The sequence below is a fragment of the Xanthomonas sp. F10 genome (assembly GCF_014206815.1).
In the GTDB taxonomy this organism is placed as follows: Bacteria; Pseudomonadota; Gammaproteobacteria; order Xanthomonadales; family Xanthomonadaceae; genus Xanthomonas_A; species Xanthomonas_A indica.
Genome location: NZ_JACHNP010000001.1, coordinates 1,284,885 through 1,304,731 on the forward strand (window position 1 = coordinate 1,284,885; position 19,847 = coordinate 1,304,731).

A 19,847-nucleotide genomic window follows, 5' to 3' on the forward strand; every position below is an offset into this window, starting at 1 on the left:
TCCACCACCCGCCAGCGCTCGCTCGTGCCTGCCATCGCCGTGTCCCGCGGCGGCACAGCGGCGGCTGAGCGTCGCATGGGGACGTTCCTGGGCCGATGCCGGCGCTGGCCGCTGTGGCTGCTGCTGGCGGCGCTGACCTGCAGCGGGGCCACGCAGGCGCAGGTGATCCCGTTGCGGCACTACGCGCAGGACCAAGGCCTGCTCGGCCTGGCCGGTACCTGCCTGTTGCAGCGTCGCGACGGCAGCCTGCTCGTGTGCAGCGAAAGCGGCCTGTACGCCTTCAACGGCGATCAGTTCCAGCAGCTGCCGCTGCAGGGCCGCGGCGGCCACTACATCTCCGATGCGGCCGAGGATGCCGCGCAACGCCTGTGGCTGGCCACCTTCGATGCGATCTACGTCGGCGACGGCACCCCGTCGCGCTGGATCCCGCTGCAGCACGACAGCCCGCCGTCGCATCGCCAGCTGAATCGCCCGCGCCTGGCCACGCCCGCCTGGGGCACGGTGGTGCTCGACGACCACCGGATCCTGCGCGCGGTACGCAAGGCCGACGGAACGGGATGGGAGCTGCGGCCCCTGTTCGATGCGGCGACGCTGGCACGGCAACCGGAACTGGCCGATATCCACGATCTGTTCGTGGCCGGCGACACGTTGTGGCTGGGCTGCGCCAAGGCCTTGTGCCGGGTCGAGGCCGATGGCCGCGCGACCCGCTACGACCAGGCCCAGGGCCTGCCGCCCGAGTTATGGCGCAACGCGGTCCGCGACCGCGACGGCACCCTGTGGGTCGTCGGCGGCAGCAAGGTGATGCGGCTGCCGGCCGGCGCGGCGCGCTTCCAGGAACAGACGCCTCCCGGAATGGACGGCCCTGCCCTGGTGACGTGGCGCACGCCGATCCTGCTCGACCCGCAGGGCCGCGTGCTGATGCGCACCAACCAGGGCCTGGCGCGCTGGGAGCAGGACCACTGGCGCAGCTTCGACCGCCGCCACGGCCTGCCCGAGGGCAACATCGTGGCCATGCGCTTCGACCAGGCCGGCGACCTGTGGCTGAGCATGGACGGCGAAGGTGTGTTGCGCTGGAACGGCTATGGCTGGATCGAGAACTGGGACGTGTCGCAGGGCATCGGCCGGGCGCCGACCTGGAGCATCCAGCGCACCGGACAAGGCGAGTTGCTGGCCGGCAACGAGGGCGGCGTCGACCGGCTGCGCGCGGACGGCCGCTTCCAGCGCTGGCCCAGCGACGACGGCACGCAGATGATCGGGCTGCAACGCGGCGCGGAAGGGACGCTGTGGAGCATCGGCTCGGTCGGCGTGCTGCGCCACTACGACGCGCAGGGCCGGCTGCTGCGCGCCTACCCGCCGCTGGACGGCATCGCCAAACAGCTGTTCGTGGACGCACGCGGTCGGGCGTGGATCCTCACCAATCGCGGCATCTACCTGCTGGCGCAGGCCGACGCCGATGCGTTGCCGCAAAAGGTACAGGCGCTGCCGGACGGCGAGTACTCGGACATCCAGCAGCGCCGCGACGGCAGCGTGCTGGTGGTAGGCATGGCCGGCGTCTTCCGCCTGCGCGGCGAGACCTGGACCCCGCTGCGCCTGGTGCTGGAAGGGGCGCCGGCGCACGCGGTGCTCAGCAAGCTGCTGGTACTGGACGATGGCCAGGCCTGGGCCAGCCTGTACGGTCCGGGTGCCTGGCAGGGCCGGCTCGACGGCGACACCCTGCACCTGCAGCCGGCCGACGCGCAATTGCGCGACCTGCAGATCTACAGCCTGCGCCATACCCGCAACGGCTGGATCTGGATCTGCCACAACCAGGGCGTGGACGTGTACGACGGACGCGCCTGGTCGCGGCTGACCCAGGCGCAGGGCCTGCTCTGGAACGACATGTCCGAATCGGCCTTCCTGGAGGACCACGACGGCTCGGTGTGGCTCGGCAGCAGCCGCGGCGTCACCCACCTGCAGGATCCGTCGCGGCTGTTCCCGGCGCGGGCGCCGCGGCTGGCGCTGCAGGATTTCAGCCGCGGCGGCGTCGCCATCGGCGCGGGCGCGCGCCTGCCCTGGAGCGAAGATCCCTTGCACATCGCGGTCGGTTCGCCGGATCTGTACGACGAACGCAGCCGCATCAGCTTCCGCTATCGCTTCGAGGGCGCCCACACCCGCTGGCTGCACACGCCCAACTTCGAGTTCGAGCAACCGCCGTTGGCGCCGGGCCACTACGTGCTGGAGATCCAGTTGCTCGACGCCTACCGGCGCAGCGCCTCGGCACCGCTGCGGGTGGCGTTCTCGGTGGCGCCGGTGTGGTGGCGCAGCCAGCCGATGCTGGCGCTTTACCTGCTGCTCGGCGGCGGCCTGGTGGTGGCGCTGCTGCATTGGCGCGAACGCCGCCTGCACCAGCGCCAGCGCGAGCTGGCCGATCTGGTGGCGCGGCGCACCGAGGAACTGGAGCACGACAAGCGCGAACTGGAGATGGCCCGCGCCGCGCTGGCGGTGAAGGCCTCGCACGACGCCCTCACCGGCCTGCTCAACCGCGCCGGCATCCTCGACGCGCTGGCCGCGCAGATGCGCCGCAGCGAGGCCGAACACACCCCGCTGGCCGTGGCGATGATCGACCTGGACCATTTCAAGCGGATCAACGACGAGCATGGCCACCTGGTCGGCGATGCGGTGCTGATCGAGGTGGCGCGGCGCCTGGGCGCCAACCTGCGCGACGCCGACCTGGTCGGCCGCTACGGCGGCGAGGAATTGCTGGCGGTGCTCCCCGGCTTGCCGCCGAGTTGCGGCGAACGGCTGCAGGCCCTGCGGGCCACCATCGCCGGGCAGCCGCTGCGCATCGGCGAGCGGCAACTGGCCATCACCGCCTCGATCGGCGTGGCCTGGTACCGGCCGGGCGAATCCCTGCAGCAGTTGCTGGCGCGCGCCGATGCGGCGCTGTACCAGGCCAAGCGCCTGGGCCGCGACCGGGTGGAACTGCAGCCGGCCTAGCCGGGGCCTGAAGGCGCGCCGCGGCAGCATCAACGAGCTCGGCCATGGACCGGCACGGTCCTTGCAGTGCGCAGGGTCGATCCTGGCCGAGCGCATCCCCCGATGTCCGAGAGCGAAGAAGGCGCAGAGCGCACAGAACAACCAACAGACAAACGCCTGCGCGAAGCCCGCGAACAGGGCAACATCCCGCATTCGCGGGAACTGGCGACGGCGGCGGTGTTCAGCGCCGGCGTCTTCGCCCTGATGGGCCTGTCCACCTCCATGACCGCCGGTGCGGTGGCCTGGCTGAAGCAGGCGCTGCGCCCGGACCTGTCGATGCGCGCACATCCGGAGGCCATGTTCGGCCATTTCGGCGAGCTGCTGCTGAGCCTGCTCTGGGTGGTGCTGCCGCTGGTCGGCATCTGCTTCGCCGCCAGCTTCGCCGCGCCGGTGCTGATGGGCACCCTGCGCTTCTCCGGCCAGGCGCTGATCCCCAAGTTCGACCGGCTCAACCCGATGGCCGGGCTGAGTCGCATGTACGGCGCCGAGACCATCGCCGAGCTGCTGAAATCGATCCTGCGCATGGGCTTCGTCGGCGGCGCGGCGTTGCTGTGCCTGTGGGGCAGCGTCGACTTCCTGCGCGGGCTGCTGCTGCAGCCGCTGGAGCAGGCCATCGGCCACGGCCTGGGGTTCACCCTGCGGCTGCTGCTGTACACCGCCGGCGCGCTGGCGCTGCTGGCCGCGATCGACGCGCCCTATCAGAAGTGGAATTACATCCGCAAATTGAAGATGACCCGGGAGGAAGTGCGCCGGGAAATGAAGGAAAGCGACGGCAGCCCCGAGGTCAAGGGCCGCATCCGCCAGATGCAGATGCAGATGTCGCAGCGGCGAATGATGGAAGCGGTGCCCAAGGCCGATGTGGTGGTGGTCAACCCCACCCACTACGCGGTGGCGCTGAAGTACGAGAGCGGGCGCATGCGCGCGCCGACCGTGGTCGCCAAGGGCGTGGACGAGATCGCCTTCCGCATCCGCGAGGTCGGCGAGCAGCACCGCGTGGCCGTGATCTCGGCCCCGCCTTTGGCACGCGCCTTGTATAGGGAAGGCGAACTCGGCAAGGAAATTCCCGTGAGACTGTATTCCGCGGTGGCGCAGGTCCTCTCGTACGTCTACCAGCTGCGCGCCTGGCGCAGCGGTCCGATGCCGCCATTGCCGCCGCTGGAAGTCGATGAATTCGCCCCGGGGAGCCAGCCATGAGTCAGCCCGCCGCGCAGATGAACACGCGCAAAGTCATGGACATGATCAAGCACGGGCTCGGCGCCCCGGTGATCGTGTTGCTGATGCTGGCGATGGTGGTGGTGCCGCTGGCCGCCCCGGTGCTGGACGCCCTGTTCACCTTCAACATCGCCATCTCGCTGATGGTGCTGCTGGCGGTGGTGTACGTGAAGCGGCCGCTGGAGTTCAGCATCTTCCCGATCGTGCTGCTGATGACCACGATGCTGCGCCTGGCGCTGAACGTGGCCTCCACCCGCGTGATCCTGATCAATGGCCAGGACGGCCATGGCGCCGCCGGCAAGGTGATCGAGGCCTTCGGCGAATTCGTGATCGGCGGCAACTATGCGGTCGGCATCGTGGTGTTCGCGATCCTGACCATCATCAACTTCGTGGTCATCACCAAGGGCGCCGGGCGCGTGTCGGAAGTGACCGCGCGCTTCATCCTCGACGCCATGCCCGGCAAGCAGATGGCGATCGACGCCGACCTCAACGCCGGCCTGCTGACCCGCGAGGAAGCCAAGGCCCGCCGCGAGGAGGTGCGCGAGGAAGCGGACTTCTACGGCTCGATGGACGGCGCCAGCAAGTTCATCCGCGGCGACGCCATCGCCGGCATCCTGATCCTGTTCATCAACCTGATCGGCGGCATGGCGGTCGGCGTGCTGCAGCATGGCATGCCGGTGGGACAGGCGGCCTCCACCTATACCCTGCTGTCGATCGGCGATGGCCTGGTCGCGCAGCTGCCGGCGCTGCTGGTGTCCTCGGCGGTGGCGATGCTGGTCACCCGCGCCTCGCGTTCGCAGGACATGGGCGCCTCGATGATGGGCCAGGTGTTCGGCCAGCATAAGGCGCTGGCGGTGGCCGCGGCGATCCTGGGCCTGGTCGGCCTGATCCCCGGCATGCCCAATGTCGCTTTCTTGACGCTGGCGCTGATCCTGGGCCTGCTGGCCTGGAAGATGTGGAAGCGCAGCCTGCTGCCGCCGCCGGCCGCCGCCGAGGCGGCGCCGCAGGCCGCCGCTGCGGCCCAGGCCAATGCCGAACTGGGCTGGGACGAACTGCGCCCGATCGACCCGCTGGGCCTGGAGGTCGGCTACCGGCTGATCCCGCTGGTGGACAAGGCCCAGGGCGGCGAACTGATGGCACGCATCAAGGGCGTGCGCCGCAAGCTGACCCAGGACATCGGCTTCCTGGTGCCGCCGGTGCACATCCGCGACAACCTGGAACTGCCGGCCAACGCCTACCGCCTGCTGGTGCACGGGGTGCCGGTGGCCACCGCCGACATCCACCCGGACCGCGAACTGGCGCTGGACCCGGGCGGCGCGCTCGGCAAGATCGACGGCATTCCCGGCAAGGACCCGGCGTTCGGCCTGGATGCGATCTGGATCCAGCCGCACCTGCGCGCCCAGGCCGAGACCATGGGCTACACCGTGGTCGACCCGGCCACGGTGATCGCCACCCACCTCTCGCACCTGATCCGCGAGCACGCCCCGGAACTGCTCGGCCATGAGGAAGTGCAGCAGTTGCTGGCGACCCTGGCCAAGAGCGCGCCCAAGCTGGTCGAGGACCTCACCCCCAAGGCGCTGCCGCTGTCGGTGGTGGTGCGGGTGCTGCAGAACCTGCTGATCGAGAAGATCCCGGTGCGGCAGCTGCGCAAGATCGTCGAGGCCTTGGTCGAGCACGCCCCGCAGAGTCAGGAACCCGGCGCGCTCACCGCCGCCGTGCGCAACGCCCTGGGCCGTTTCATCGTCCAGGAGATCGCCGGCATGGCCCCGGAACTGCCTGTGTTCACCCTGGCCCCGCAATTGGAACGTGTCTTGCAGGACTCTACCCAGGGCAACGGCGCGGCGCTGGAACCCGGACTGGCCGAACGCTTGCACCAAAGTCTGGCGGACTGCGTGAGCAAGCAGGAGGCGCGCAACGAACCGGCGGTGGTGCTGGTGCCGGCGCAGGTCCGCGCCGCCCTCGCCCGCCTGGTCCGCCACAGCGTCCCCGCGCTGTCGGTCCTGTCCTACAGCGAAGTGCCGGAGGACAAGCGGCTGAAGCTGGTGGGCACGATCAGTTGAGATGACGGGAATCGGGAATAGGGAATGGGGAATCGCACCCTTGCCCCGGCAGCGGAGAGAGCAATGAACACGATCACGAAAAACCAGACACGACACCGCGGCCCGCCACGTACCGGCACCGATCACGCATCCATTCCCAATTCCCCATTCACCATTCCCGGCTCCCACCCATGAAGATCAAACGCTTTGTCGCCCCCGACATGCGCACCGCCTTCCGGATGGTGCGCGACGAGCACGGCCCGGATGCGGTGATCCTGTCCAACCGGCGTACCGACGAGGGCATCGAGATCGTCGCCGCCAGCAATTACGACGAGGCCCTGGTGCAGCGGGCGCTGGATGCGGTGCGCCCGGACGAGGCGCCGCGCGCTGCCGCCGCGGCGCAGACACCGGCCGCTCCCGCCCCGCGCGCCGCGCGTGGCGAGAGCGCCGCGGCCAACCCGGCGATGGCGATGATGGCCGCGATCAGCGAACGCCGCGGCGGTGCCGCGCCGGCCGCCCCGGCTGCGCCCGCGGCCCGGCCGCTGACCCAGCCGGCGGCGCTGGCCGCCTCGGCCATGCCCGCCGCGGCGGCCCCGGCCGCCGCAGCGGCCAAGGCCGCGGCCCCGGCACGCGCCGACTTCAGCATCCCCGAGGACGTGTTCCGCAACGCCCCGATCAGCGTGCCGATGCCCAGCCCGTTCGCCGCCACCCCGGCGCCGGCCGTCGACGCCGCGCCGGCCTGGCGCGACGACGTCGCCGCGGTGGCACTGACGCCGGTGGCGAGCCCGGCCCCGGCCGCGTCCAGCGTGGCCAAGCCGGACGCGCCAGCCACTGCCGGAATCCCGGCGGCCGCGACGCTGGCGGCAGTGCCGACCTTCCCCGCCCCGCAGAACGACGAACAATTGACGCAGCTGCGCGACGAACTGGCGCTGATGCGGCAGATGATCGAGCGCGAGATGAACCGCCTCACCGACGAGCGCCTGCGTGGCTCGCCGGTCCGTGCCCAGGCGCTGGAGCTGATGGACGACTACGGCTTCGACAGCGGCATCACCCGCGACGTGGTCATGCAGATCCCCGCCGACCTGGAGCTGCACCGCGGCCGCGGGCTGATGCTGGGCCTGCTCTCCAAGCGCCTGCCGATCGCCCCGCTGGACCCGCTCGAGGAAGGCGGCGTGATCGCCCTGATCGGCCCGACCGGCGCCGGCAAGACCACCACCATCGCCAAGCTGGCCTCGCGCTTCCTGGAGCGCCACGCCGCCCGCGACGTGGCCCTGGTCACCACCGACACCGTCCGCGTCGGCGGCCGCGAACAGCTGCACAGCTACGGCCGCCAGCTCGGCATCGCCGTGCACGAGGCCGACAGCGACGCCGCGCTGCAGCAGCTGCTGGAGCGCCTGGCCGACTACAAGCTGGTGCTGATCGACACCGCCGGCATGGGCCAGCGCGACCGCGCCCTGGCCGCCCAGTTGCACTGGCTGCGCGCCTCGCGCGTGGTCCGATCCTTGCTGGTCCTCCCTGCCAACGCCCATTTCTCCGACCTGGACGAGGTGGTGCGCCGGTTTGCCGGCGCCGACCCACAGGGGGTCATCATGACCAAGTTGGACGAGACCGGGCGGTTCGGCAGTGCCTTGTCGGTGGTCGTGGACCACCGCCTCCCCATCACCTGGGTGACCGATGGACAGCGTGTGCCGGACGACCTGCACCGCGCCAACGCCGCCAGCCTGGTATTGCGCCTTGAAGATTTGCGGCGCGCTGCCGATAAGCCCTGTACTCCGGAGCAGACCCATGCCGTCGCGTGACTACGTCAATCTGACCAATGCCTTCCCCCTGTCGGCGACGCGCAGCGAACCGCTGGGTCCGGTGCGCACCATCGCCGTGACCGGCGGCAAGGGCGGCGTGGGCAAGACCAACATCTCCGTCAACCTGTCCATGGCGCTGGCCGACATGGGCAAGCGCACCCTGCTGCTGGACGCCGACCTCGGCCTGGCCAACGTCGACGTGCTGCTGGGGCTGACCCCCAAGTTCACCGTGGCCGACCTGGTCGCCGGGCGCTGCACCCTGGAAGAGGTGCTGATCGACATGCCCAATGGGCTGATGGTGGTGCCCGCCGCCTCCGGCCGCCGCTACATGGCCGAGCTGCCGCCGGCCCAGCACGTGGGCCTGGTCAACGTGTTCTCCGAGCTGCAGCGCGAGCTGGACGTGATGATCGTCGACACCGCCGCCGGCATCACCGACAGCGTGCTGACCTTCTGCCAGGCCGCGCAGGACGCGGTGGTGGTGGTCTGCGACGAGCCGGCCTCGATCACCGACGCCTACGCCCTGATCAAGGTCCTCTCGCGCGAGCGCGGCGTGGACCGGGTGCAGATCGTCGCCAACATGGTCCGCGACCTCAACGAGGGCCGCCTGCTGTACGACAAGCTCAGCCGGGTCTGCGAGAAGTTCCTCGGCGACGTGTCGCTGAACTACCTGGGCTGCGTGCCGCAGGACGACTGGCTGCGCCTGTCGGTGCAGCGCCAGCAGCCGGTGGTCAAGGCCTACCCGTCCAGCCCGTCGGCGCAGGCGATCTCCGAGATCGCCCGGCGCACCGCGCGCTGGCAGGCGCCGACCGCCCCACGCGGCAACGTCGAGTTCTTCGTCGAACGCATCATCCAGCGCGGGGTGGCCGCATGAACGCCGCCGCCCACTACCGCGCCGTCCAGCGCAACAGCGCCAACGACTACATCGCCCAGCACTCGGACCTGGTCCGGCGCATCGCCCACCACCTGGCGGCGCGGCTGCCGGCCAGCGTGGAGATCGACGACCTGATCCAGGCCGGCATGATCGGCCTGATCGAGGCCTCGCGCAGCTACGACGCCGACCAGGGCGCCTCGTTCGAGACCTACGCCTCGATCCGCATCCGCGGCGCGATGATCGATGAGATCCGCCGCGGCGACTGGGTACCGCGCTCGGTGCACCGCCGCGCCCGCGATGCCGCCTCGGCGATCCGCAAGATCGAGCAGAGCACCGGCCGCGCCGCCGCCGCCAACGAAGTGGCCGCGGCGATGGACATGCCGCTTCCCGAATACCTGCGTTTGATGGAAGATGCCGCCCGCGGCCAGGTGCTGAGCCTGGAGTCGCGCATCGAGGACCATGGCGAGCTGGATACCATCGCCAAGGGCGGACCCAATCCGCAGCAGATGCTCGAGCGCAGCGAATTCGGCCGCGAGCTGGGCAAGGCCATCGCGCAATTGCCCGAACGCGAGCAGTTGGTGCTGTCGCTGTACTACGAGCAGGAATTGAACCTCAAGGAAATCGGCGCGGTGCTCGGGGTCAGCGAGTCGCGCGTGTGTCAGATCCATGGCCAGGCCACGGTACGGTTGCGCGGACGCCTGAAGGCGTTCGAGGTCGCCGATGCCGGCCTGGAAGACGAAGAATAGGAACCCTTAGGAGTCAGTGGTGAACAAGAACATGCGGATTTTGATCGTGGACGATTTCTCGACGATGCGACGCATCGTCAAGAATCTGCTCGGCGATCTGGGCTTCACCAACACCGCCGAGGCCGAAGACGGCAACAGCGCCCTGGCCGCGCTGCGCTCGGCACCGTTCGAGTTCGTGGTCACCGACTGGAACATGCCGGGCATGACCGGCATCGATCTGCTGCGCAACATCCGCGCCGACGACAAGCTCAAGCACCTGCCGGTGCTGATGGTCACCGCCGAGGCCAAGCGCGAGCAGATCATCGAGGCCGCGCAGTGCGGCGTGAACGGCTACATCATCAAGCCGTTCACCGCGCAGACGCTGCAGGAGAAGCTGGGCAAGATCTTCGAACGCCTGGGAGCGACCGCCTAAATGGAAGCCACCGCCGAACGTACCGCCCTGATCGAACGCCTGCAAGGCGCGCTGGACGCGCTGGAGAACGGCGACGAGGCCGGCTGGCGCAGGGAGATCGACACCCTCGCCGCCTGGCGCACGCGGCCGATGATGCAGGGCCTGAGCCGGCTCGCGCGCGATCTGGGCCAGGCGCTCGGCGAACTGCCGGTGGTGCCCAGCGAGGCCGGCGAGCTGGATGACGCCTGCTCGCGCCTGGACCACGTGGTGGAGATGACCGAACAGGCCAGCCACCGTACCCTGGACCTGGCCGAGGAATGCCGCGCGCTGGCCAACCAGCTGGCCGCCGGCGGCCTCAACGGCGACCAGAGCGAGATCCTCGACAAGATCCGCCACAACCTCACCGAAATGGCCCTGGCGCAGAGCTTCCAGGACCTGACCGGACAGATCATCCGCCGCGTCGCCGGCATCGTGCGCCGCGTGCACGAAGGCTTCGGCGCGCTGGGTCTGCCGCCGAAGGAAGAACGCAAGGCCGACGGCAGCCTGGCCGGCCCGGCCCTGCCCGGCCTGGACCGCCACGGCGTGTCGCAGAACGACGCCGACGACCTGCTCTCGGGCCTGGGACTGTAACGCTATGAGCGCCGTACCCGACGACATCGCTGCCGACTTCATCATCGAGGCCCAGGAGATCCTGGACCGGCTCGGCGAGCAGTTGGTGTCGCTGGAGCAGGCGCCCGAGGACAGCGGCCAGCTCAACGCCGTGTTCCGCGGTTTCCACACGCTCAAGGGCGGCGCCGGCTTCCTGGCGATCAACGCCATGGTCGAGCTGTGCCACGCCGCGGAGGAAACCCTGGGCATGGCCCGCGCCGGCCAGGCCACCCTGCAGGCGCGGCACTTCGACGCCGCGCAGCAGTCGCTGGACTACCTGCAGTCGATGCTCGATGCCTTCGGCAGCGGCCAGGAACCGCCACGCGCGCCGGCGGAACTGATCGCGCAGTTCGATGCGCATGGCGACGCCGCCCCGGCCGCAGAGCCAGCGAAGAGCGCCACGCCGGCGCCCGCGCCCCAGGCGGCCGCCGCCGGCGATGCGGACCTGATCAGCGACGACGAATTCGAGGCGCTGCTGGACCAGTTGCACGGCGATGCGCCACCGGCGGCCACGCCGCAGGCGCTGCAGCCGGCGCCGCGCGCGCCCAACCCCGCGCCCAAGGCCGCGGCCGCCCCGGCCAAGGCCGCCGAGCCCGAACATACCGTGCGCGTGGACACCAAGCGCCTGGACGCGATCGTCAACCTGATCGGCGAGCTGGTGCTCTCGCGCAACCGGCTCAAGACCCTGCGCGTGCGCCTGCGCGACGAGGAACTGGACCGCGCGGTCAGCAGCCTGGACATCGCCACCGCGCGCCTGCAGTCGGCGGTGATGCGCACGCGCATGCAGCCGGTCGGCAAGGTGTTCTCGCGCTTCCCCAAGGTGGCGCGCGACGTCGCCCGCTCCCTCAACAAGGAAGTGGAACTGGAACTGATCGGCGCCGACACCGAACTGGACCGCAACCTGGTCGAAGCGCTGGCCGATCCGCTGGTGCACCTGGTGCGCAATGCCATCGACCACGGCATCGAGGCGCCGGCGCTGCGCGAGGCCACCGGCAAGCCGCGCGGCGGCCACGTGCGCCTGTCGGCGCAGCAGGAAGGCGACTACGTCAGCATTGAGGTGCAGGACGACGGCGCCGGCATCGACCCGGAACGGCTGCGCGCCAAGGCACGCGAGAAGGGCCTGATCGACCCCGAGGCCGCCGCCCGCCTGAGCACCGAGGAATGCCTGCACCTGGTGTTCCTGCCCGGCTTCTCGACCAAGTCCGAAGTCACCGACATCTCCGGCCGCGGCGTCGGCATGGACGTGGTGCAGTCGCGCATCCGCGAACTCAGCGGGCAGATCCAGATCCAGTCGGAACTGGGCCGCGGCAGCCGCTTCCTGATCCGCGTGCCGCTGACCCTGGCGATCCTGCCGACCCTGCTGGTGCAGGCCGGCGACACCGTCTACGCGCTGCCGCTGGCGCGCGTGGTCGAAGTGCTGCACGCGCCACGCCGCTCGCTGGGCTGGTTCGACGGCCGCGCCGTGCTCGACCGGCAGTCGCACACCCTGCCGCTGGTGGACCTGCGCCAGTGGCTCAACATCGACGCCCCGCAACTGCCGCTGCTCACCGTGGTGGTGCTGCAGGCCGGCGAATCGCGCATGGGCCTGGTGGTGGACCAGGTCCGCGGCCGCGAGGAAGTGGTGATCAAGCCGCTGCCGCGCTCCCTGCGCGGCCTGCCCGGCTACGCCGGCGCCACCTTGATCGGCGACGGCCGCCTGGCGTTGATCCTGGATGTCGATGGCTTGAAGGCCTGAGGGGCTGGGATTGGGGATTCGGGAGTGGGGATTCGCAACGGCGACTTCCCTGGCGCCTCGTTTTCTCTGATTCCGCCGTAGGAGCGGCTTCAGCCGCGACGCGGTGAGGCTGGGATTGGCGATAGCACGCGCAGCGCAGTGCCAATTGCCGAGACGATCCGAACGATTGTGTTTAGGCAACGCGCCAAGGTCCGCGCGTCGCGGCTGAAGCCGCTCCTACGCCACACCGACCAACCCTCCGCCCTCGCGCTCTTGCCAATCCCAAATCCCGATTCCCGAATCCCGCCCCCATCAAGTCCCCTGGCCCCTGGCCGATACCCCCTGCATGGACAAGCTCAGTCTCATCGGCCTGCTGTTGGCGATTCTGTCGCTCATCGGCGGCAGCATCCTCAAGGGCGCCGGCATTTCGGCGCTGTGGTCGCCGGCTGCGTTCGTGATCGTGATCGTCGGCACCGTCGCCGCGATCCTGGTGCACACCCCGCCCTCCGTGTTCCGCCGTGCGTTCCAGATCGCCAAGTGGATCCTGTGGCCGCCGCCGAGCGATCGCCAGGCGCTGCTCAAGCAGATCGTGGAATGGAGCAACATCGCGCGTCGCCAGGGCCTGCTCGGCCTGGAGAACCAGGTGCCGCAGCAGCAGGATCCGTTCGTGCGTAAGGGCCTGCAGATGCTGGTGGACGGCGTGGAGCCGGAAGCCATCCGGCACATGCTGGAGATCGACCTGGAAGGCCAGGAACATTGCGACCTGGCCGCGGCCAAGGTGTTCGAGGGCATGGGCATCTATGCGCCGACCCTGGGCATCATCGGCGCGGTGCTGGGCCTGATCGCGGTGATGAAGAACCTGGCCGACCCGAGCAAGCTCGGCCACGGCATCGCCGCCGCCTTCACCGCCACCATCTACGGCATCGCCTCGGCCAACCTGCTGTTCCTGCCGATGGCCGCCAAGCTCAAGAGCGTGATCAAGCACAGCTGCGGCGAGCGCGAAATGATCATCGAAGGGTTGATCGCCATCGCCCAGGGCGAGAACCCGCGCAACATCGAATCGAAACTGGCCGGATTCTTGCATTGAGTTCCGAATGGCCCGCAAGCATTCCCACGACGAGCACGCCAACCACGAGGCATGGGCGATCCCCTATGCCGACCTGATGACGTTGCTGCTCGCCTTCTTCGTGGTGATGTACGCGCTGTCCACGATCAACGAAGCCAAGTACCGGGTGATGGCCGACGCGATGAGCGCGGCGTTCGGCGGCACCCCGAAGACGTTGCGCCCGGTGCAGGTCGGCGACCAGGCGCTGCAGGGCCAGGGCGGCGAACGGCCGACCCCGATCAAGTCCAGCCCGGCACTGACCCTGCCCGATCCCAACCGCCTGCCCTCCGGCAACGCGCAGCGCGGCGACGACCTGCGCGACGCGCAACAGCTGCGCCGCGCGCAGCGCCAGCTCGACAGCATCGCCGACCGCCTCGGCGCCGCGCTGGCGCCGCTGATCCAGAAGAAGCTGATCACCGTGCGCCGCGCCGGGCTGTGGATCGAAGTGGAGATCAACAGCGACATCCTGTTCGGCTCCGGCTCGGCCGCTCTCGACCAGAGCGCACGCGCCACCCTGTCGGAACTGGCGCAGGTGCTGGCCGGCGTGCCCAACGGCGTGCGCGTGGAGGGCTACACCGACAACACCCCGATCGCCACCGCGCAGTTCCCGTCCAACTGGGAACTGTCGGCGGCACGCGCGGCCAGCGTGGTCCACCTGTTCGCCGACCAGGGCCTGCAGCCCTCGCGGCTGTCGATGATCGGCTACGGCCAGTTCCGCCCGCGTGCCAGCAACGACACGCCGGCCGGCCGCAACGCCAACCGCCGCGTGGTGCTGGTGATCCTGGCCGATTCCGGCGACAGCACCGATGCGACGCCGTCGGCCTCCGACCGCTTGAGCGCCGGCGCTGCGCCGGCCACCCCGACACCCCCCGCCGCGGCGGCCGCCGGCAGCGCCGGCGGTCCCCGCGCTGTACCTGCCATTGAAGGAGTCAACTGATGCGCATCTGGGCGATCGCCAACCAGAAAGGTGGCGTGGGCAAGACCACCACCACGCTGGCCATGGGCCGTGGGCTGGCCATGCTCGGGCACCGCGTGCTGATGCTCGATCTCGATCCGCACGCCTCGCTGACCCGGGCCTTCGACGTGCCGCAGGAACCGCAGCCGCCAGGCGTGCTCGACCTGTTCGCGTCCCCGCCGGGCGAGCTCGCTGCACTGGCCCGCGACACCGCGGTCGAGCGCCTGAGCTTCGTCTGCGGGCAGACCGCGCTGGCCACGCTGGAACGGCGCAGCGCCAACCAGCCCGGCCTGGGCCTGGCCCTGCAGCAGGCCATGGCCCGCCACGCCGGCCAGCACGACTACATCCTGCTCGACTGCCCGCCGACCCTGGGCCTGCTGATGATCAACGCGCTGGCCGCAGCCGACCGCGTGATCATCCCGACCCAGGCCGAACCGCTGGCCCTGCACGGCCTGGCCAGCATGGTCCGCACCGTGGACATGGTCGAGCGCTCGCGGCGCCGGCCCCTGCCCGCCTCGATCCTGCCGACCCTGTTCGACAAGCGCACCCGTGCCGGCAACGAGACCCTGCGGCAGATGCAGGACAGCTACGGCGAGCGGGTGTGGGAAGACGCCATCCCGGTCGACACCAAGATCTGCAACGTCAAGGCGCTGACCGTGGCCGGCGTGCCCGGCGACTACCCCGGCCGCGGCCTGGCCGCCTACCGCCGCGCGCTGGAATGGCTGCTGGCCAGCGATGCGACACCGATGGAGCAAGCCGCATGAGCACCCCCGGCATCATCGACGATTATCTGGAAGGCCTGCTCCACGACGTGATCGCCGAAGAGCAGAAGACGCCGCCGAGCCCCGCGCCGGTCGCGGTCGCCGACGTGGAAGCGGAAGCCGAGGAGACGGTGCCGGCTCCGGCTGCTGCAGCCGCGGCCGGTCCCACGCCCGAGCAGATCGCTGCCGCGGTCCTGGCCGAGGCCGACTCCGATCCGGCCCTGGCCGGCATCATGTCGCAAGAGGCACTCGCCCCCGCTCCGGCAGGCCCGACACCCGAACAGATCGCCGCCGCGGTCCTGGCCGAAGCCGACTCCGATCCGGCCCTGGCCGGCATCATGTCGCAGCAGGCGCTGGCGCCTGCCCCGGCCGGCCCGACGCCCGAACAGATCGCTGCCGCGGTCCTGGCCGAAGCCGATGCCGATCCGGCCCTGGCCGGCATCATGTCGCAGCAAGCGCTGGCGCCCGCCCCGGCCGGCCCGACGCCCGAACAGATCGCCGCCGCGGTCCTGGCCGAAGCCGATTCCGATCCGGCCCTGGCCGGCATCATGTCGCAGCAAGCGCTGGCGCCTGCTCCGACTGGTCCGACGCCCGAACAGATCGCCGCCGCGGTCCTGGCCGAAGCCGACTCGGATCCGGCCCTGGCCGGCATCATGTCGCAGCAGGCCCCCACCGCCACGCTCACGCCGGCCGAACAGGCCGAGCGCCAGGCCGACCTGGACGTGGTCGCGGCGATGGAGCAGCAGCGTGCCGCCGTGCCACGCGATCTGGCTGCCGAAGACGATGCCGCCGCCGCGCGTGCAGTCCAGCGCCCGCCGATGGCGGTACCGCCGGAACGCCGCGCCGAAGCCAGCCGCGCACAGGCGAGCGGCGCCAAGTTGCCGCCGAATCTGCAGGCCTTCATGGCCCCGAGCGTGCCGCATGGCTCGGCGATCGCGCCCGAGCGCCTGGCCGAGCGCCGCACCCGCTGGCTGCGCCTGCGCTGCGGCGAGCAGGCCTACGCGCTGGAACTGCTGAAGGTACAGGAGGTGGTGCTGCCGGTGCCGCTGCTGGCGCTACGCGGCACGCCGCCGGCCATGCTCGGCATCATGAACCTGCGTGGCCAGGTGGTGCCGGTGCTCGACCTGGGCGTGCACCTGGGCGCGGCGCCGATCGAGATGGACATGCTGACCCGGGTGGTGGTGCTGGAAGAGAACGGCGAGACCCTGGGCCTGCGCGTGTCGGCGGTGGAAGACGTGGCCAGCCTCAGCGACCAGCAGATCGAGCCGCCGGACAACGCCCGCATCTGCCGCATTTCCAACCATCTGTTCCGTGGCGTGGCGCGGCTGGCGCAGCAGCCGATGATCCTGCTCGACGCAGAGCAGCTGCTGCACTGACCCGTGCGGCGGGCGGGCAACTGGGAACGGTGCCGCACTTTCCAACCCGCCGCTAAAGCTTTTCAGGCCACGGCCGTTATCTGCCATAGAACCATTGGTGCGGAGTAATGATGAGCACAGTCCCTCTTGGCGAGGATCTCGGCATCGAGACCAGCGCCGACCTGAAACAACGCCTGACCGCGTTTCTTGCGTCGGACGACGTGCTGCGGCTGGACGCCGGCGAAGTGCGCCGCATCCATACCGCATCCGTACAGGTGCTGTGCGCATTCGTCGATGCCCGTCGCAAGGACGGCAAGCGCACCGAATTCGAGGCCTGCAACGCCACCTTTCGCGACGCGGCACGCCTGCTAGGGGTCAGCGAATCGCTGGGCCTTCCTGCAACCCCTGACAATCTGAAATCTGTGGAGAACGCGGCATGAGCGCACGTATCTTGGTTGTGGACGATTCGGCGTCGATGCGCCAGATGGTCTCCTTCGCCCTCACCTCGGCCGGCTTTGCCGTCGAAGAAGCAGAAGACGGCGCGGTCGCGCTGGGCCGCGCCAAGGGCCAGCGCTTCAACGCGGTGGTCACCGACGTCAACATGCCGAACATGGACGGCATCACCCTGATCCGCGAGCTGCGGCAGCTGCCGGACTACAAGTTCACCCCGATGCTGATGCTGACCACCGAGTCGGCGGCGGAGAAGAAGTCCGAGGGCAAGGCGGCCGGTGCCACCGGCTGGCTGGTCAAGCCGTTCAATCCAGAACAGCTGATCGCCACCGTCCAGAAAGTCCTGGGCTGATCCTCCCCTCCTTTTCCGGACTCCCGCCCCATGAGCATGGACCTGCAGCGTTTCCACGCCACCTTCTTCGAGGAAAGCCGCGAAGGACTGGATGCGATGGAAGCCGGATTGCTGTCGCTGGAAGAAGGCAATCGCGATCCCGAGACCATCAACTCGGTGTTCCGCGCCGCGCACTCGATCAAGGGCGGCGCCGCCACCTTCGGCTTCGAAGCGATGGCCGGCCTCACCCACGTGCTGGAGACGCTGCTCGACGAGCTGCGCGCCGGCAAGCGCGAAGTCGAAGCGCACGCCATCGACGCCATCCTCGGCTCGGTGGACGTGCTGCGTGCCCTGCTGCGCGAAGCCGAACACGGCGTCCCGGCCGATCCGGCCGCGGTCAAGGCTGTGCACGAACGCCTGCAGCACGCGTTGAACGGCGGCCCCGCCGCGCCGGCCGCCGCCACCCCGGCGGCGAACCAGCCGGCCGAGCCGGAAGCCTGGCAGATCGGCTTCACCCCGGCGCCATCGCTGTTCATGAGCGGCAACGACCCGCTGCGCATCATCCGCGAACTCGAACACCTCGGCCCGCTGCAGGTCGCCTGCCGCAGCACGCGCCTGCCCGGCTTCGCCGACCTCGATCCGCTCGAGGCCTACCTGGCCTGGGATCTGGGCCTGGTCGGCAAGATCCCGCGCAGCGCGATCGAAGACACCTTTGCCTGGGTCATCGACGATTGCGAACTGGACATCCGTCCGGTGCCGCCGCCGAGCCTGGCCACCGCGCCGGCACCGGTGCTGACCGCGCCGCCAACCGCCGCCACCGCCGCGCCGGCCGCCGCCGTGGCCGCGAATGCGCCGGCCGGCAATGCCGCCGCCGCGCACGAAGCGGAAAGCTCGATCCGCGTCAGCGTCGACAAGGTCGACGCGCTGATCAATCTGGTCGGCGAACTGGTCATCACCCAGGCCATGCTCAAGCAGGTCTCCACCGGCCTGGACCAGGCCGTGGCCGAGCGCCTGTTCGCCGGTCTGGACCTGCTGGAACGCAACACCCGCGACCTGCAGGAAGCGGTGATCGGCGTGCGCATGCTGCCGGTGGACGCGGTGTTCCGCCGCTTCCCGCGCCTGGTCCGCGACCTGTCCACCCGCCTCGGCAAGCAGGTGCGCCTGCGCACGATTGGTGAGGGCACCGAGCTGGACAAGGGCCTGATCGAAAAGATCGCCGATCCGCTGGTGCACTTGGTGCGCAACTCGATCGACCACGGCCTGGAACTGCCGGAGGCGCGCCGCGCCGCCGGCAAGGACGAGACCGGCACCATCACCCTGGCCGCTTCGCACCAGGGCGGCCACATCGTCATCGAAGTCAGCGACGACGGCGCCGGCCTCAACCGCAACCGCATCCTGGCCAAGGCCGCCGAGCGCGGCATCGCGGTGCCGGACAACCCGAGCGATGCGCAGGTCTGGGACCTGATCTTCGCCCCGGGCTTCTCCACTGCCGATGCGGTCACCGACCTGTCCGGCCGTGGCGTCGGCATGGACGTGGTCCGCCGCAACATCCAGGGCCTGGGTGGCGAAGTGCAGCTGGAAAGCGAATCCGGCCGCGGCACCCGCGTGCTGATCCGCCTGCCGCTGACTCTGGCGATCCTCGACGGCATGACCGTGGCGGTCGCCGGCGAGACCCTGATCCTGCCGCTGGCCTACGTCATCGAGGCGCTGCAGCCCAAGGCCGACGACATCCGCACCATGGCCGGCGAAGGCCGCGTGCTGCGGGTCCGCGGCGAATACCTGCCGATCCTCTCGCTCAGCGACTCCTACGGTTTCGGCCGCATCGAGCAGAGCGAGGAACCGCTGGTGGTGGTGGTCGAAGCCGACGGGCAGAAGCTGGCACTGGAAGTGGATGAGCTGATCGGCCAGCAGCAGGTGGTGGTCAAGAACATCGAGAACAACTACCGGCGCATCAGCGGCATCTCCGGTGCCACCATCCTCGGCGACGGCCGCGTCGCCCTGATCGTGGACATCGGCGGTCTGGTCCGCTCGCTGCGGGTACAGCAGGCCGCCTGACCGCCCGCCCTCCCGCGTCACGCAACACAGAGCCCCGGCAGCGATGCCGGGGCTTTTGCGTTGGGCGCGCATCGCCGGCCGACGCGCCCAGGCATGCCTGTCCTGTCCGTGGCATGCGCGCAATGCCTACATGGGCACCATCGCAATCCGACCCTAAAGAATTCAGCCGCGCTGTCGATACCAGGATGAGCGCACAGTTTTTGTCTACATAGGTGCGTGCCGGCATGGCCTGGGAAGGTTCGCCGGCGCTTCAGAGGGATCGACCTGCATCCACTGCAGATCGCTGAAGTGGAAATGCAACGGGGAAGAATGCAGCCCTGACGACTGTTTTTTGCGCATGCCTTTGGCCATGCGCGTGTTCGACTTGCAGTTTCTTGTCACAACGTTCGTCGGTGTCCAC

Annotated in this window: 16 protein-coding genes; all 16 read left to right on the top strand. The window is 69.8% G+C overall.

The window, feature by feature from the left end:
- Positions 1-75 precede the first annotated feature (75 nt).
- The 16 genes from FHR56_RS05750 to FHR56_RS05825 all read left to right on the top strand — a co-directional run bounded on the left by FHR56_RS05750 (position 76) and on the right by FHR56_RS05825 (position 19,447).
- On the top strand, positions 76-2,976 hold the full coding sequence (locus FHR56_RS05750) for a diguanylate cyclase (RefSeq protein ID WP_160947161.1): 2,901 nt from the start codon (positions 76-78) through the stop codon (positions 2,974-2,976).
- A 102-nt stretch (positions 2,977-3,078) separates the two neighbouring features.
- Positions 3,079-4,209 (top strand): flagellar biosynthesis protein FlhB, encoded by a 1,131-nt coding sequence (gene flhB / locus FHR56_RS05755; protein ID WP_019798439.1) that lies wholly within the window; start codon positions 3,079-3,081, stop codon positions 4,207-4,209.
- A gap of 17 nt (positions 4,210-4,226) precedes the next feature.
- Positions 4,227-6,287, top strand: a complete 2,061-nt coding sequence (gene flhA, locus FHR56_RS05760) for a flagellar biosynthesis protein FlhA (RefSeq protein ID WP_184502592.1) — start codon at positions 4,227-4,229, stop codon at positions 6,285-6,287.
- A gap of 170 nt (positions 6,288-6,457) precedes the next feature.
- On the top strand, positions 6,458-8,065 hold the full coding sequence (gene flhF / locus FHR56_RS05765; RefSeq protein WP_160947159.1) for a flagellar biosynthesis protein FlhF: 1,608 nt from the start codon (positions 6,458-6,460) through the stop codon (positions 8,063-8,065).
- A complete protein-coding gene (locus FHR56_RS05770; RefSeq protein ID WP_010341540.1) occupies positions 8,052-8,936 on the top strand; it encodes a P-loop NTPase in 885 nt (294 codons plus the stop codon). Before flhF ends, FHR56_RS05770 begins: the two co-directional genes overlap by 14 nt.
- Entirely contained in the window at positions 8,933-9,682 is a 750-nt protein-coding gene (locus FHR56_RS05775; protein ID WP_160947158.1) for an RNA polymerase sigma factor FliA, read from the top strand. The genes FHR56_RS05770 and FHR56_RS05775 overlap by 4 nt, the downstream gene beginning before the upstream one ends.
- Positions 9,683-9,701: 19 nt before the next feature.
- Positions 9,702-10,094, top strand: a complete 393-nt coding sequence (gene cheY, locus FHR56_RS05780; RefSeq protein ID WP_010341542.1) for a chemotaxis response regulator CheY — start codon at positions 9,702-9,704, stop codon at positions 10,092-10,094.
- Entirely contained in the window at positions 10,095-10,703 is a 609-nt protein-coding gene (locus FHR56_RS05785; protein ID WP_160947157.1) for a protein phosphatase CheZ, read from the top strand.
- A gap of 4 nt (positions 10,704-10,707) precedes the next feature.
- Positions 10,708-12,456 (top strand): chemotaxis protein CheA, encoded by a 1,749-nt coding sequence (locus FHR56_RS05790; RefSeq protein WP_160947156.1) that lies wholly within the window; start codon positions 10,708-10,710, stop codon positions 12,454-12,456.
- Positions 12,457-12,781: 325 nt separating this feature from the next.
- Positions 12,782-13,522 (top strand): flagellar motor protein, encoded by a 741-nt coding sequence (locus FHR56_RS05795; protein ID WP_010341770.1) that lies wholly within the window; start codon positions 12,782-12,784, stop codon positions 13,520-13,522.
- A gap of 7 nt (positions 13,523-13,529) precedes the next feature.
- Positions 13,530-14,477 carry a flagellar motor protein MotD gene (gene motD, locus FHR56_RS05800; protein ID WP_160946685.1) on the top strand — a complete coding sequence of 316 codons (948 nt, stop codon included), beginning with the start codon at positions 13,530-13,532 and terminating at the stop codon, positions 14,475-14,477.
- Positions 14,477-15,259 (top strand): ParA family protein, encoded by a 783-nt coding sequence (locus tag FHR56_RS05805; protein WP_160946684.1) that lies wholly within the window; start codon positions 14,477-14,479, stop codon positions 15,257-15,259. The genes motD and FHR56_RS05805 overlap by 1 nt, the downstream gene beginning before the upstream one ends.
- Positions 15,256-16,632 (top strand): chemotaxis protein CheW, encoded by a 1,377-nt coding sequence (locus FHR56_RS05810; protein ID WP_184502433.1) that lies wholly within the window; start codon positions 15,256-15,258, stop codon positions 16,630-16,632. The genes FHR56_RS05805 and FHR56_RS05810 overlap by 4 nt, the downstream gene beginning before the upstream one ends.
- Before the next feature lie 110 nt (positions 16,633-16,742).
- On the top strand, positions 16,743-17,051 hold the full coding sequence (locus tag FHR56_RS05815) for an STAS domain-containing protein (protein WP_010341777.1): 309 nt from the start codon (positions 16,743-16,745) through the stop codon (positions 17,049-17,051).
- The gene (locus FHR56_RS05820) at positions 17,048-17,413 is read left to right on the top strand and encodes a response regulator (RefSeq protein ID WP_010341778.1); all 366 of its coding nucleotides are present in this window, start codon (positions 17,048-17,050) and stop codon (positions 17,411-17,413) included. The genes FHR56_RS05815 and FHR56_RS05820 overlap by 4 nt, the downstream gene beginning before the upstream one ends.
- Before the next feature lie 30 nt (positions 17,414-17,443).
- A complete protein-coding gene (locus tag FHR56_RS05825) occupies positions 17,444-19,447 on the top strand; it encodes a chemotaxis protein CheA (protein WP_160946682.1) in 2,004 nt (667 codons plus the stop codon).
- The last annotated feature ends 400 nt before the right edge of the window (positions 19,448-19,847 follow it).